We start from the raw sequence: 14,229 nt of genomic DNA on the forward strand, positions 1-14,229 counted from the left end.
TTTGATTAGACTTAGGTCTTTTGATTTTGTCAAACCTTCATTTGGAAATTATATTTACTTCGGAAAGATACGTGTATGGCTGTAAGTCTACTACATGATTGGAGAAAAATTCCGAATCCACAAATAGGGAACTGGCTCGGATATTGGTCTGTTTTAGAATTTTTGCGATCAGATCATCTAAAATTTGTAAGGCACGAACTTCATAAAAAAAAGCGTTATCGAGATTCATTCTCAAATTGGTAAACGAAGCTCTCCCCGCAAGCGTCAACATAAAGCGATCGTAGATTTCTTCGGCTGATTTTTTCCCAGGGCACCCTTTGATGTCCAATTGCATCTGGGAGATGGAAAGCTCTGTGACATTGACAACCAAAGGAAATTCTTTTTTGTCGATGATGTTCTCTGGTTTGAGTTGTAATACTTGCGCGATTTTTTCGAGAAGGGCTTGGTTTGCGATCGGCTTTAACAAATACGCAGTGACATTGTTTACGGCCGCACGTTTCACTTGGTCTTTTTCTCCGACGGCAGTCAACATGATCACAGGTGTTAACTTCAACATGTCTTTGCCTTTTTCAAGAAAACTAATTCCATCCAAATACGGCATATTCACATCACTGATGACCAAATCATAACTATTGTTACGTACTTTTGTAAGGCCAGACATCCCATCCACCACATGGGTAACATCAAAATTGTAACGTTCCAAAGTGTGTAATAAAAGTTTTGCGCTACTTTCATCGTCTTCAAGGAGTAAAATTTTATATACTTTGGGACGGTTCATCGGTTATCGGTCCTTATTGGTTTGGAATTGCATTTAAATTTGCATACTTCATGAACCATTTTGGTTGTAAGGCTCTTTGGTATAAATACGCATCGACTAACACTAAATTGACAACTGCTTCCACAATGGGCACCGCTCTCGGAAGTACACATGGGTCGTGACGACCTTTTGCTTTCAGAATGGTTTCCTTGTTTTGATCGTTGATTGTTTTTTGTTCTTTTTTGATAGTGGATGTTGGTTTGAAAGCAGCACGAATCACAAGATCCATTCCATTGGAGATTCCACCTTGGATTCCACCAGAACGATTGGTCCGTGTTTTCACTTTGCCAGTGCCTTCTTCTATGTAAAATTCATCATTGTGTGTACTGCCTGTTTGGCGAGTACCAGAAAAACCAGATCCTACTTCAAAACCCTTACAGGCAGAAATGGAAAGAATTGCTTTTGCCAAATCAGCATCTAACTTATCGTAAACGGGATCACCAAGACCTGGAGGAAGGTTTCTCACAACCACCTTCACCACTCCACCAACAGAATCTCCTTCATCACGGAGTTTACGAATGAGTGTTTCCATTTCTTCGTTCGCTGATGCTTTTGGACAACGTGTGGGAAATTGGTCTACCAAATCTCGTGAGATGGGATATTCATCTTCCGTAATATTAGAGTCGATAGGACCAATTGAATCCACAAAACCAACCGTAGAAATTCCCAATTCATTTTCTAAGATGACACGAGCCAGTCCCGCTGCGGCAACCCGACCAATGGTTTCGCGAACAGAAGAGCGACCTCCACCCACATGGGCTCTATGGCCATATTTTTCAGAGTAGGTATAATCTGCATGGGAAGGACGGAAGACATGTGCCATCTCGTCATAATCACTTCCAATCGTATTTTGGTTGTTCACCTTCATGAGGATGGGACTCCCAGTGGTTTTGCCTTCAAACACTCCAGACTCAACGACCATACGGTCCTTTTCATCTCTCGGTGTGGTGAGGTCATTTTGACCTGGTCTACGGCGTGTTAGATCTTTTTGGATTTCTTCTTCTGGAAACGGAAGGCCCGCAGGCACTCCATCCACAACCACTCCGACGGATGTTCCGTGAGACTCTCCAAAGGTCGATACTCGAAAAATTTTTCCCCAACTTGATGGCATATACGGACAATGAAAATGGAGATTGCATTCTCTCCAATAAAGTTTTTCATGAACTTGGAATGCACTCAATCTTCAATGGACCCAAATATAAGGCAATTGCCCTTAGCATGGGACTCCATTTTTTGGTCCTTTTGTCGTATCTGGCAAAGGACAGCTTAAGTGACATAGATTCTACTCACATCAAACTCAAAGAAGGTGGAAGTTTTTCCGTAATCCAATTGCATATTTCCACAGGATTGGGTGAATCAAAGGAATCCGTTTCCCCTACCCAATCCGCAGACAGGGGAACCAAAACGACCGAGGACGAAATCTCGGAATTCCAAAATTGTCTGAGTTATCCCAGTTTGGCTTTGGAACAAAAACTGGAAGACCATTGTGTGTACCAACTTTCTGTGAAAGAAGATGGTTCCTTGGAAAAAATTGCAGTGGTCACCGCATGTAGGTATGCGGTTTTTGATCAACAGGTGCGACGCCAACTTTCGGAATGGAAGTTCCAATACACCAAAGGCAAAGAATTTGTTTTACCCATTAGGTTCCGTTTAGATGTCCGAGACTAATCCACATTCTGAAGAAAGTGCTTGGTATATCGTTTACACGAAACCCCGAGCCGAAAAAAAACTCAGTGAACTTCTCCGTAAGTATCATATCGAAAACTACTTACCAATACGGAAAGAAAGGAAAAAATGGACAGATCGTTTCAAATGGATCCATGTTCCTGTACTACCCTCTTATATTTTTGTGCGGATTGTGTTTTGGAGAGATAAAAATAAAGTCCTTCAATTGCCAGGTTCCGTTCAATTCGTTTTCCATAAAGGGCAACCTGCTATCGTGGAACAAAACGATTTGGATGTTTTGGAAAAAGGCCTACAAGAGTATGCGGAGTCTTTAAAAATGAACCCAGAATTGTTATTACAAAAAGGTAAATTGGTTAGAATCATTGATGGATCTTTTGTTGGTAAAACCATGGAAATCATCAAGGTAAAAAACAAAACCCTTGTTGTTTGTCGAATTCCAGGAGTGGAAACAATTTTTTCGTATGAAATCAATATGGACCATATGGCTTGGGAGGAATTAATCCAATGAAAGAAAAAGATACTTTAGGTATAATCAAGCAAGCATTAGACGACGAAATCTCTTCCCTTGTCTATTTTAGAGAAAATTTAGACCCTTCTGTCAAAAACTGCATCGATTTGATTTTAAATTCGAAAGGAAAGGTGATTGTCACAGGAGTCGGTAAATCTGGTGACATCGCAAAAAAAATCTCACATACTCTTTCCTCCACAGGAACATCAGCGTATTTTTTACACCCAACTGACGCGTCTCACGGAGATTCTGGAATTGTTGGTCCAGACGATGTTGTCCTTGCCATTGGAAAAAGTGGTGAATCTGAAGAACTCAATTATATCTTACCCACTCTTCGCAAAATTGGGGCAAAAATTGTTGGGATCACTGCAAACTCAAAATCAAAGTTAGCTGAACTTTCCGATGTGGTCATCATCACACCAGTATTAAAAGAAGCCTGTCCCTTAGACTTGGCGCCCACTTCGAGTACGACAATTGCCCTTGTTTTAGGAGATGCGATTGCGGTTGCCCTTATGGAATTAAAAGAATTCAAAGCAGATGACTTTGCATTATACCATCCAGCGGGCCGTTTGGGTAAAAGGCTTTCATTGTACTTATCTGATGTCATGCGAAAAGGAGAACGGAATGCATCCATTCCTGTAAACGCGAACCTGGAAGTGATCTTAAAAGAAATCACTGAAAAAGGAATTGGTGCCACAGGTGTTGTCGATGAAAATTTTAAACTCGTTGGTCTCATCACTGATTTCGATATTAGAAAGTACCTCACAAAACACACATTATCTCCAAGTGTGACTGCAAAAGAAATGATGAACCCAAATCCCAATCATTATTTACCAAATGAAAAAGCTTACGATGTTCTCATCAATATGGAAGGCAGAGAGCGCCCCATTTCTGTCGCACCAGTCGTTGATGAAAATGGGATTTTTGTTGGGATGATTTCATTACACGATTTATTACAAAAAGGATTATAAGCTGATATGCCAGATTCATACAAAATTGTTGCTTCTGTTGGTGAAGATGAACTTCGTCACTTGCAAAAAAAAGATGTGAAAGAAGTAGATGTGATCGAAGTTCGTTTGGATTTATTTTCTAGAAACTATATCCAAAAAGAGATGAAAAAAAAGATCAAAGCACTCGGACTACCTGTTCTTTTCACGTATCGACGTGCAGAAGATAGTAGTGTTCGTTCGTATGTAAAACTTTTTCCCGAAGATGTAGAAGGCATCATCAAAGATTTTAATGATAATGCCAATTACTTAGATATCGAATTGAACCGAGAAGATACAATCTTTCGCAATTACGAGACTTTGAATTATAGAATCATCTATTCCTATCATTCTTTTAAAAAATCCATTTTGGCAAATGAAATGAACCAATTCATTGCCAAATCGAAACCTGTGAAAAAGAAAAATCCAATTTATAAATTTGCGATCACACCTGAAAACATCGAAGAAACTGCGGATTTTTTAAACGATATCAAACTACTCTCCAAAACCCACACGATGATTGGAATTTGTATGGGGGAACTTGGAATCATTTCACGAGTTTTTGGAGACAAATTCAATTCCTCTTTCACCTATATGACATTAGGCGAACCAAAGGCTCCAGGCCAAATCTCTGTCGATACCTTTAAAAAATTACGTGCTGATTTATTCAAAAGCCCGCAGTCGAGTAAGGAATCGAAAGAAGACTAAACTTACAAATTTGGATTGATTACTGAAACATCCCATCCTTCCCTTGGAATTTGATTTGTTTCAGTGGCTTTCATTTGAAGGAACAGGATTCTCTTAAGGATTGGAGGGATTGGTTGCAGGAACTTTTCCTGCTTTTGTTCGTAAAAATTCCTGGAAAGAATTGTCTTTCCATACCTCTTTGAAGTCTTTTTCTAAACTAGATGAAGTCCAATATTCCGGTTTTAAATCAGCCGCCAATTGGAACTCTTCTTTTGTTTTTGTGAGATCATTTTTTTTCGCATAACAACGCGCTAGTAGGTAATGAGCCGCAGAAGAACCTGTTGTTTTTTGAAAATAAGGGATGGCAGAATCAATTTTTCCACTGTAGAAATAATTTCTCCCTCGGTAAAAAAGATACTCACGTCCAGTGGAAATGGTTTGGTCTTTTTCCAATACGGTAAAGTATATCTCGGCCGTATCAAACGCATTGTTTTCCGTGTACTTACGTGCTAATTTTAAAAACCCAACTTGGAACTTTTCGGGAGTTTGAGTGGGGTCAGGGAATTTTGTTTTAACGAATTCAGAATACTTGGCAAAACTAGATTCGAATTTTTTGGTTCTGGTACCCGCTTCAAACATACAAACGAAACGGAACATATGAGACTCCACTTGGTTTGGATTGATTGAAAGTGCTTTATCAGATGATTGGATGCATTTTTCCCAATCTGATTTTTGTTCGTACAATCTAGCAAGGGCAAGGAGAGGTGTGTCCTTAGGAACTTGTTTGAAGGCATCTAAAAAGGACGTTTCTGCTTTCTCAATTTCTGAAAGTTTTTGGTAAGCAATCCCTTCATTTAAGTATACATAATACAAAAACACATTGGTATCTTTTGAAAATGGATTCTTTTTTGCCCTTTCGAAAGACTCAATCGCTGACTTAGGATCATCTAATCGTAGTTTTATGATACCCATTTTATAATGGTAACGAGATCTAGTTGGATTTTTTTCGATCAGTATGTTTAAATTGGATTCTGCTTTATCGTATTTTTTTTCATCAAAAAGTGCGAGCACATAGTCCCAACGAACATCTTCCAAATTGGGTTGGTTTGCCAAAATCTGTTCATAAGACTCACTTGGTTTTGTGGTTTCCTTATCTTCGATTGGTTCATCCACTTTTTTGATTGGATCTTTTTTTGAATCCGATTGTTTTGGGTCAGTTGGTTTGGAATCGTGTTTTGGTTCCACTTTTGTGGGTTGTGTATAGGTATTTGCTGTGGAAGATGGATTGCCTTTATTCCCTACAGCTCTGTTATAAATTTTTTGTACTTCTTCGTTTTTCGGATCATACTTCAAATAACGCGCAGAGTATGTAGCTGATAAATTCCAATCTTGGTGGTAATTAAAAAATAAAGCTAATTTCAAAAGTACAGTTTTTCTTTGGTCTTTGTCCAAGTCCAAATCGGCGGCTCTTCTGAAATTTTGAATCGATTTCGGATAATCCTTTTTGTATTCGTAAATATATCCCAAATACATATAGGCTTCACCGTCTTGCGGGTGTGAGTCGGCGTGTTTGGTAAACTTTTTAATGGCTTCGCCATATGCTTTTCTGGAGAAAGCCTTTTTACCTTCTTTCATCGCATCGCTGTCAATGGCGAAGACTGTAGTTTGAAAGATGACAATAATGAATAATAAGGAAAGATATTTCCGCACGGATTCCAAACTAGTTGGAACCCATGGGAATGAAAGGGATTTTTGGAAAAAAGTTAGACCTTCGTTCTTTCTTCTTTTTGCGAAGCCAAATTACGTGAAGCTCTGAGAACTATACTCATTGTCGTTATTTGTGGGTTCACCGAAAGTCCTGTAGGGTAAACTGAGGCATCCATGACAAATATGTTTTTATGACCATAAATTTCCAAATTTAAATCAACGGCACCCTTCTCTGGATCATTTGCTGATTGGATAGAACCATGCGGGTGAGCTGATCCAACGGTTAAGTCGCCAGGTCTTGTGCTTTCTTTTAAGATCCAATCAAAGTTATCGTTTCCTGTGACTTTGTATGGTTCAGTGAATCTGGTAAAAGGAAAAATCAATTCTTTGGCTCCAGCGGCAACTGTTACCTCTGCGAGAGACTTTAAACCTTTGAGCATATTCAATCCATCAGTTGGTGTGAGTTCAAAATACACCTTTCTACGGCCTAAACTATACTTCACACTTGCATTCGCTTCTCCATCCGCTCCATCACGAACAAGTACAATGCCTGCATTGTACTTGGTAAAATCTTTCATTACGTCAAACTGCTGTTTGCCGTAAAACGGAACAAGGGAAGACGCAAGTGTAGGTCTGTATGGAGCCGCTTCTAACCAATACCCATAACCGGTTCCATTTTGGTTGTGACCATCTTTGATCACGATGGATTGTGGTGGGCCTTGGAACATTTTGATTTCGGAATCAAATTTTCCAAAAATCGTGGAAGTTGGATGGACTTTTAAATTCCTTCCGACCCAACCATTGCCAATCCCACTCCTTTGCAAAAGAGCAGGGCCTTCAATGGCACCAGCACTCACGATCACAACTGGCGCTTTGATCTCCATGGTTTCAATGATTTCAGAGGGAGCTTTTTCATACGCATCGGGTGTAAACTCAGCCACAACGGTTTTGATTTTGCCATCACGAATTTTGACGGCACGCATATTGGAAACCACAGTGGCACCTGCTTCAATCGCATCAGGGATCCAAGTGAGAAATGTGGATTGTTTCGCATTGATAGGACAACCGAGTCCACATCGTCCAAGTCCAATACAACCTCTGTTATTATTACGAAGGACGAGAGGTGTGAGTCCCAGTTTTTTTCCGCCCACTCGTAAGACATTATTGTTCGCATTGATTAAGTTATCCGGAACTTCATGGACACCTAATCGTTCATGTACTTCTGAAACAAAAGGATCCATTTCTTCTCTTGAATAACCTTGCCAACCGAATCGTTCATTCCATTCGTTGGTTACGTAATCGGGAGGGTACAAAGAAGTTTGCCAATTGACAGTTGTGGAGCCACCGATCGACTTTCCTTGTAGTATCGATAACGTTTGTTCTTCGGTGACAATAAAACCTGCATCGCGGTAAAGTCTAGCTTGTGATAAAAATTCGTCTGAATTGAATTGTGCCGGTGTGAAATAACTTCCCTCTTCGATGAGGACTACCTTCCATCCGTTTTTTGCAAGTTCTCTCGCCGCGACTGCTCCACCTGCGCCAGATCCAATGATCACAACATCTGCTGTGAGTTCCCATTTTCCATTTTGGATTTGTTGGGTTTTGATGGTTTCTGCGTGTTTTTTTGGAGTGATGATTTTTTCGTTAAATGTAGGAATTCCCATTGAGTCCGCCTTTATTGGATATAACCGACAAATTTTTGGTACTCTTTGTCAGAACTGAGAAGGAAAAAAGAAATTTGTCTTAAGATGGCATACACACCACGTTTGAGTCCAAGGGATGAATGTTTCCATTCAAGCAAACGTTTGATACGTTCTTCAGGTGGGAGTTTGACAATGGGAGTGAATGAAAAATCAAGAGCCATCGCCGCTAAAATTGAGGAAGGCACACTTGCTAACAGTTGTATGACGCTCTCTGTTTCAATTGGATAAGGATGACCATATACATAATTATCTAAAGCTAGACCTAAATCAAAATTGGGAATGGGATTGTCTTTCAAGAAGACTTCTTGCAAACTGCGAAAACTATGGTATTGTTCTGGAGAAATTCCCCTGAGTGTGGGAGTGTTCACTCCTGGACCACAATTCACTCCTTGTATGGAAACTGCAGTTAAGGCAAAACATTTGAGAGAAAATTTTAAGAAACGATTTCGTGAAAGTAGGAATGGTGTATACGGCTCCAAGTCTCATTTCCTTCGATTAGATTTGAGCCCATTGTGTCAGAATCTTGTAATAATATCACTCATTTTCCTTATTTTCACAGGATGTAGTAGTTTTTTTCGAAGAACACCAAACTTCACAACCATCCAAATTCCCAATTTGATACCATTTTCCCAAGTGGAAGGGTTAAAAGGGGACCAGTGGCAAAAACTATCGAAACAAAGAGACCAAAAGTTGGTCACTGCCATCATCCTTCACAATGCAGGCAAACGTAAGTTTACTGATTTCCTTCGACTCTCCATACAAAACCAATTTCTCTTCCATCTCTATGTGGATGCAAATGGAACGATCTTCGGTGATCCCAAGTTTTTAACACAGGAATGGACGGCGGCCCCAGGGATTGATACCGAAGCGATTCATATAGTGTATGAAGGAACCCAAGAAACTCTCTACAACAACTACAAACAAAAAGAAGTTTTAGAAAAAACCATTTTATACTTGGCTGAGGAATTGTACATTCCCAAAACCAATTATGACATCATCTCTAAAAAAGGAATTTTCACACATAACCAAGCAAAACGAAGGTTTGGTGGTTTTGTAGATTTTTCGCCTTGTGGCAGTGAGCTTGCACTCAATCAAATTCTAACTAACATTGGTGGAAAATTTTATGAAGAAGACGATTGGAAAGATCGTTTTGTCACAGGTTGGGTCTTAAAGAAAGAAAACAAAGATTTATTAAAAGATTCATTTCATCCCACAAATGGTCGTGGCATCACGAAAGCAGAAAAAGTGATCTTTCAACATTTAGAAAAAACAGAAAAAGGATTCACACCGGAAGAGTATCGAGTGAAGTACACCTTCCGAGGAAAAATCAAACCAAGTTGTGTGGTCCTCCATTATACAGCGATTCCTGATTACTTTCGATCCCTTCGTACATTAGAAGCAAGAAACCTCACAGCTTCAATCATGATTGATACCAATGGTAAGGCTTACCAACTCGTAGATGTGATCGAAGACAGAGCCGCCGCCGCAACTGGAACCAATGACAATTGTATTCAAATCGAAATTGTTGCCAAAGACACTGAAGAATTGTTGAAACAACCAGAACAAATCCAAAAGGTAAAAGACCTTGTGATTGAACTCACAACCAAATACAAAATCCCTTTGTCCAATGAAAAGTTGGAAGATTTAAATGGAGTCTTTAGCCATACCCAAGCCAAAAAAAAATGGGGTGGTTCCATCTTTCTCAATGCAAAAGATTTTGATCCAGGGGAAGAATATATGGAACTCATTTTAAATTCGATTGGTGGAAAATACTTTCCAGAACCAGAATGGAAAAATCGAAGTTCTATGGACTGGGCCATTTTATACCGCAATTTTCAACCGTAATTAGGGAGATACTATGAAACAAACACTTGCCATTCTCATCATTGGATTTTTATTAATTTTCCAACACTGTCGTTTGACAAAACCCAATTATCACCTAACGTTACAAGAAGCCGAATATCGCTATGAAACAATTGAAAACATTAAGTACAATTTAGACATTCAATTATCAACTAAGGATAGTTTTACGGGAAAAGTGGACATTCAATTTGTTGGGAAAAGAATCCGCGACTTACGATTGGATTATTTCCAAGGTGAAATCAAATCGATTGTCTTCAATGATGAACCACTGACCCAATTTGAATATAAAAACGGACAAGTGCAGTTGCCTTCAGATCGAATGATGATTGGAAACAATTCGCTTTCCATTAGATTCGAAACTCCTTTTGCCAAAACGGGGAATGGCCTACACAAATTTTTGGACCCCGATGACAAAGAAACCTATATCTACTCCCAATTTGAAGCCTTTCACGCGAACAAAATGTTTCCTTGTTTTGACCAACCCGATTTAAAAGCGACGTTCCAACTGAGTGTAACGGCTCCTAAAAACTGGAAGGTGATCTCTACCACTCTTCCAACTTCAGAAACAAAAACTGAAAATCCAGAGGAAGTGTTACACCAATTCCCTGAATCTAAAAAAATCTCTACGTATGTGTTTTCCTTACACGCAGGACCCTACCAAGTTTGGGAAGACAGTTACGAATCCATCCCACTTCGATTGTTTGTTCGAAAATCATTAGCAAAGTACATTGATCCCAAAGATTGGTTTTTGTTTACTAAAGATGGATTTGCGTTTTTTAATTCCTATTTTGGAATCCCATATCCGTTCCAAAAATATGATCAAATCATTGTACCTGAATTTAATTTTGGAGCGATGGAAAATGTAGCGGCCGTTACATTCTCAGAACGATTTGTTTCTCGCTCACCGATGACACGAAACCAAAGAGAAAACCTTTCGGATGTGATTTTACACGAAATGGCTCATATGTGGTTTGGAAACTTAGTCACAATGAAGTGGTGGAATGGTCTATGGTTAAACGAAAGTTTTGCAACCTATATGGCAAGTTTGGCCCAAGCTAAAAATTCAGAGTTCCAAGAAACCTGGATTAGTTTTTTTGAAAAAATGAAACAGTGGGCTTATGAAGAAGATAGTTTCAGCACAAACCATCCAGTTGAAGCAAAGGTAAATGATACAGAAGAAGCGTTCACCCAGTTTGATGGGATCACATATGGTAAAGGTGCTTCTGTCTTAAAACAATTGGTATTTTTTATCGGAGAGGAAAGTTTCCAAAAAGGAGTTCAAAATTATTTAAGAAAGTATTCCTACTCCAATTCCACCCTGGTAGACTTTTTAAAGGAACTGGAATTTGCCAGTGGTTTCTCTATGAAAAAATGGTCGAAAGATTGGTTAGAAACCAAAGGAACCAATCAAATTGAACTCACAACGATTTGTGCAGACAACCATCTCTATGGAAAAATTGTCCAATCCGCTCCTGGCCCTGAAAACAAACTCCGAGATCACAAAACTGTCCTTGGTCTTTACTTTTTTGATCGATCCAACAAACAAATATCATACGAAGAATTCCCTGTCGTATATTCTGGCCGATCAAGCCAAGCGATCCTGCAAGTAAAATCATGTCCAGATTATGTATTCATCAATGCAGAAGATCATGACTTTGCCATTTGGAGTTGGACTTCTGTGAACAAAGACAATTTAGAATTTGTCTTAGAGTTTGATAATGATCCTATGCGAAAACTCATTTTATGGACAGACTATTTTCGACAAGTTTCCTTAGCAAATCTCAGTTTTGATGAATTCAAAGAAACTGCCATTCGACTTTACCCAATGGAAACCGATACCAAAATCAAACGTTGGCTCTTATCAAGGCTCACATCAGATACTGGTTCTTCCTATTTCACAAGTCGATTTTGGTTTCCTGAATCCAAACGAAATAACCACTTAGACTCTTTACAAAATTTCATCTTATCTGAGTTAACGAAAGCAAAGGCCGGAAGTGATGAACAAAAGTATCTGTTCCTTTCACTGATCGATTCAAGTTTTACCGAATCCAGTCAGAAAAGACTGTATGAAATTTTGGAGAATAAACTCAGTTTTCCAGGTTTGAAACTGGACCAAGACTTACGTTGGAATATGATCGTAAAGTTAAGTTCCCTTGCAATTGACCGAAACAAAATCCAAACAATGATCGATCGTGAAAAAAAATTAGATCCATCGAACCGTGGTGTGAATTCCAGTTTGGCGGCGGAAGCGGCAGAACCAAATCCCAAGATCAAAGACAAATGGATCCAAATTTTACTCAATCCGAAAGCAAGTGATTACTCTTCTTCAACTTTACGAGTGGTTTCCTATTCTTTATTTCCAGAACACCAAAAAGGGATCCAACTCCAATTTTTAGATACATACTTTGCTGCTTTGGACAAGTTCCAACATACGGATGACGAAAACTATTTGGATGCGTTTGCAAAAAGTTTAGCTCCTGATTTTTGTACGGATGAAACATTATTGATTCTAAAAAAATTCACAAACAACCATCCAAAATTACCTGCATCCGTTAAAAAAACTTTGTGGAAACAAATTGATTCGGAAAAGAGGTGTATCCAAATCAAAAATAAACACAAAGATTTAATTTTAGAATAAAGGATCTAACTTTGGATCGAAAAAAATGTAATCTATTTTTGTTACTGATTTTTTTTCAACTAACATCGGTCAGCTGTGCAAACCCGGGTTTTGGTCCAAGAGGTTTGTTATTCACAAAAACAAAAATTGGTGTTTATGGGACAGGTGAACCTTCCAAAAGGCGAGTGACATCTTGTGTCCACTCCATCTTAGGATTGGTTTCCTTTGGGGATGCGTCCTTCGAATTTTTAAAATCAAGATCTAAAATCCAGACTGTAACAGAAACCAATTGGACCACTCTGGCCATTCTTGGAATGTATGCAAATCTCTGCGTCGAAATCTCAGGTAACGAATGAAACATTCATTACTACGTTATATCAATTACATCATCATTGGAATGTGTTTGTCATCGATCCATTCCTGTGCCAATCTCGGACAACCCCAAGGCCTTGGTCCTACTGGTATTTTATATGCTTCCTATACTCTTGCCTTATCGGAAAGACCTCTCCCCCAAACAAACGTTAAAACAAGGAAAGTCCTGTCTCAAACGTATGGGAATATTGTATGTTACGGGAGATGCAAGTATCGAATCAGCTACAAAAAATGCTAGCATCCGAGAAGTATTCCGAATTGAAAAAGAGGCAACGAATTACCTCTCTCTTTATTCGACACTATGCACTGTAGTTTGGGGGATTTAGTTTTTATTGCGAACTGTTCGATCTAACATGTCTGGATAATCAGAAATAATTCCATCCACACCACAAGATACCAATCGATTCATTTCTTTTTCAGTATTCACTGTCCATGGAATCACCATCATACCTTTCTCATGCGAATGTTTCACAAATTTTGGAGTCACATATAAGAAATAAGGTGATATGATATCTGCTTGTTTCTCTTTTGCAAGACCGAGGATAGTATCGCGATAACCATTCCCAAATCCAATCGTCATTAAAAAACCCTGGAAATAGGTTGGAACAAAGAGGGCACTTGTTTTGATTTTTGGATTTTTTTGTTTTGAAACCGCAAGGGTGCGTAAATCAAACGATTGAATCGTAGAACGATTCACTACTTTGTAGGTTTCAATGATTTGGATCAGTTTTTCTGTATGTTCTTTGACCAAACTATCTGGAGCCGATCCGTCATCAGGGAATTTTGTTTCGATATTGAATTCATATACTTCTTTGGATTTTTTCTCATGTTTTAATACCAATTCGAAAAATTCCTCCAAAGACAATAGTTTTGTGTCAGGAACTGGAATTTGTTTTGGAAAATTTGGATTTTGTTTTGATCCACAGTCTAACTTTTGTAATTCGGCAAGCGTTAATTCATACAATGATTTTTTTTGAATTTGTGATCCGTCTGCATTTTGGCAGATGACTGGGTTTGTATCGGAATCATGGTGGATGACCACTCGTTTGTCTTTTGTTAAAACAGTATCAAGTTCTAATGTGACCATTTTGTATTTGATTGCTTCTTCAAAAGCTGGCCATGTATTTTCTGGTTTTAGTCCACGTGCACCACGATGTCCTTGTAAGTCGATATCCTTACGCAATCGATTGGGTGTTTCTACCGTAGCACAATTCACAACAAACAAAGAAATCAAACCTACAACCAAGTAGAGTTTATAAAATGGGCGAATCAAATTCATCAAA

Annotated in this window: 14 protein-coding genes; 8 read left to right on the forward strand and 6 right to left on the reverse strand. The window is 38.8% G+C overall.

Features of this window, described 5'->3' with window-relative positions; genetic code table 11:
* Window positions 1-37: 37 nt before the first annotated feature.
* Both LEPBI_RS16690 and aroC read right to left on the reverse strand, forming a co-directional pair.
* Window positions 38-778 (reverse strand): response regulator transcription factor, encoded by a 741-nt coding sequence (locus tag LEPBI_RS16690; RefSeq protein ID WP_012390325.1) that lies wholly within the window; start codon window positions 776-778, stop codon window positions 38-40.
* Window positions 779-791: 13 nt separating this feature from the next.
* Entirely contained in the window at window positions 792-1,928 is a 1,137-nt protein-coding gene (aroC, locus tag LEPBI_RS16695; RefSeq protein ID WP_012390326.1) for a chorismate synthase, read from the reverse strand.
* A 59-nt stretch (window positions 1,929-1,987) separates the two neighbouring features.
* Between aroC and LEPBI_RS16700 the strand changes: the two genes are divergently transcribed.
* Genes LEPBI_RS16700 through LEPBI_RS16715 form a run of 4 tightly spaced genes read left to right on the forward strand, consistent with a single transcriptional unit; the run spans window position 1,988 to window position 4,705 of the window.
* Entirely contained in the window at window positions 1,988-2,485 is a 498-nt protein-coding gene (locus tag LEPBI_RS16700) for an LIC_10042 family TonB-like protein (RefSeq protein WP_226992825.1), read from the forward strand.
* Window positions 2,472-3,011 carry a UpxY family transcription antiterminator gene (locus tag LEPBI_RS16705; RefSeq protein WP_012390328.1) on the forward strand — a complete coding sequence of 180 codons (540 nt, stop codon included), beginning with the start codon at window positions 2,472-2,474 and terminating at the stop codon, window positions 3,009-3,011. Before LEPBI_RS16700 ends, LEPBI_RS16705 begins: the two co-directional genes overlap by 14 nt.
* Window positions 2,999-3,982: a KpsF/GutQ family sugar-phosphate isomerase gene (locus LEPBI_RS16710; RefSeq protein ID WP_187148107.1), complete on the forward strand. Its 984-nt coding sequence runs from the start codon at window positions 2,999-3,001 to the stop codon at window positions 3,980-3,982. Before LEPBI_RS16705 ends, LEPBI_RS16710 begins: the two co-directional genes overlap by 13 nt.
* Window positions 3,983-3,988: 6 nt before the next feature.
* Window positions 3,989-4,705 carry a type I 3-dehydroquinate dehydratase gene (locus LEPBI_RS16715; protein ID WP_012390330.1) on the forward strand — a complete coding sequence of 239 codons (717 nt, stop codon included), beginning with the start codon at window positions 3,989-3,991 and terminating at the stop codon, window positions 4,703-4,705.
* Window positions 4,706-4,798: 93 nt separating this feature from the next.
* Here LEPBI_RS16715 and LEPBI_RS16720 read toward each other — a convergent pair whose 3' ends face one another.
* Genes LEPBI_RS16720 through LEPBI_RS16730 form a run of 3 tightly spaced genes read right to left on the reverse strand, consistent with a single transcriptional unit; the run spans window position 4,799 to window position 8,573 of the window.
* The gene (locus LEPBI_RS16720; protein WP_012390331.1) at window positions 4,799-6,403 is read right to left on the reverse strand and encodes a tetratricopeptide repeat protein; all 1,605 of its coding nucleotides are present in this window, start codon (window positions 6,401-6,403) and stop codon (window positions 4,799-4,801) included.
* Between the two features lie 44 nt (window positions 6,404-6,447).
* Window positions 6,448-8,055: an FAD-dependent oxidoreductase gene (locus LEPBI_RS16725; RefSeq protein WP_012390332.1), complete on the reverse strand. Its 1,608-nt coding sequence runs from the start codon at window positions 8,053-8,055 to the stop codon at window positions 6,448-6,450.
* 11 nt (window positions 8,056-8,066) lie between these two features.
* Window positions 8,067-8,573, reverse strand: a complete 507-nt coding sequence (locus LEPBI_RS16730) for a hypothetical protein (RefSeq protein ID WP_012390333.1) — start codon at window positions 8,571-8,573, stop codon at window positions 8,067-8,069.
* Here LEPBI_RS16730 and LEPBI_RS16735 point away from each other — a divergent pair.
* The 4 genes from LEPBI_RS16735 to LEPBI_RS16750 all read left to right on the forward strand — a co-directional run bounded on the left by LEPBI_RS16735 (window position 8,515) and on the right by LEPBI_RS16750 (window position 13,272).
* Window positions 8,515-9,939 (forward strand): peptidoglycan recognition protein family protein, encoded by a 1,425-nt coding sequence (locus tag LEPBI_RS16735; protein ID WP_041769915.1) that lies wholly within the window; start codon window positions 8,515-8,517, stop codon window positions 9,937-9,939. The two genes, LEPBI_RS16730 and LEPBI_RS16735, sit on opposite strands and share 59 nt — an antisense overlap.
* A 13-nt stretch (window positions 9,940-9,952) precedes the next feature.
* Complete coding sequence (pepN, locus tag LEPBI_RS16740; RefSeq protein ID WP_012390335.1) at window positions 9,953-12,595, forward strand: aminopeptidase N; 2,643 nt, start codon at window positions 9,953-9,955, stop codon at window positions 12,593-12,595.
* Between the two features lie 38 nt (window positions 12,596-12,633).
* Complete coding sequence (locus tag LEPBI_RS16745) at window positions 12,634-12,930, forward strand: TRL-like family protein (protein ID WP_420804605.1); 297 nt, start codon at window positions 12,634-12,636, stop codon at window positions 12,928-12,930.
* A 114-nt stretch (window positions 12,931-13,044) separates the two neighbouring features.
* Complete coding sequence (locus tag LEPBI_RS16750; protein WP_226992827.1) at window positions 13,045-13,272, forward strand: TRL domain-containing protein; 228 nt, start codon at window positions 13,045-13,047, stop codon at window positions 13,270-13,272.
* On the opposite strand, the gene LEPBI_RS16755 is transcribed toward LEPBI_RS16750, so the two are convergent.
* Window positions 13,269-14,225, reverse strand: coding sequence for a glycerophosphodiester phosphodiesterase (locus LEPBI_RS16755; RefSeq protein WP_041769916.1), 957 nt, complete (start codon window positions 14,223-14,225; stop codon window positions 13,269-13,271). The genes LEPBI_RS16750 and LEPBI_RS16755 overlap by 4 nt on opposite strands.
* Window positions 14,226-14,229 lie beyond the last annotated feature (4 nt).

Source organism: Leptospira biflexa serovar Patoc strain 'Patoc 1 (Paris)', assembly GCF_000017685.1.
Taxonomy (GTDB): Bacteria; Spirochaetota; Leptospiria; order Leptospirales; family Leptospiraceae; genus Leptospira_A; species Leptospira_A biflexa.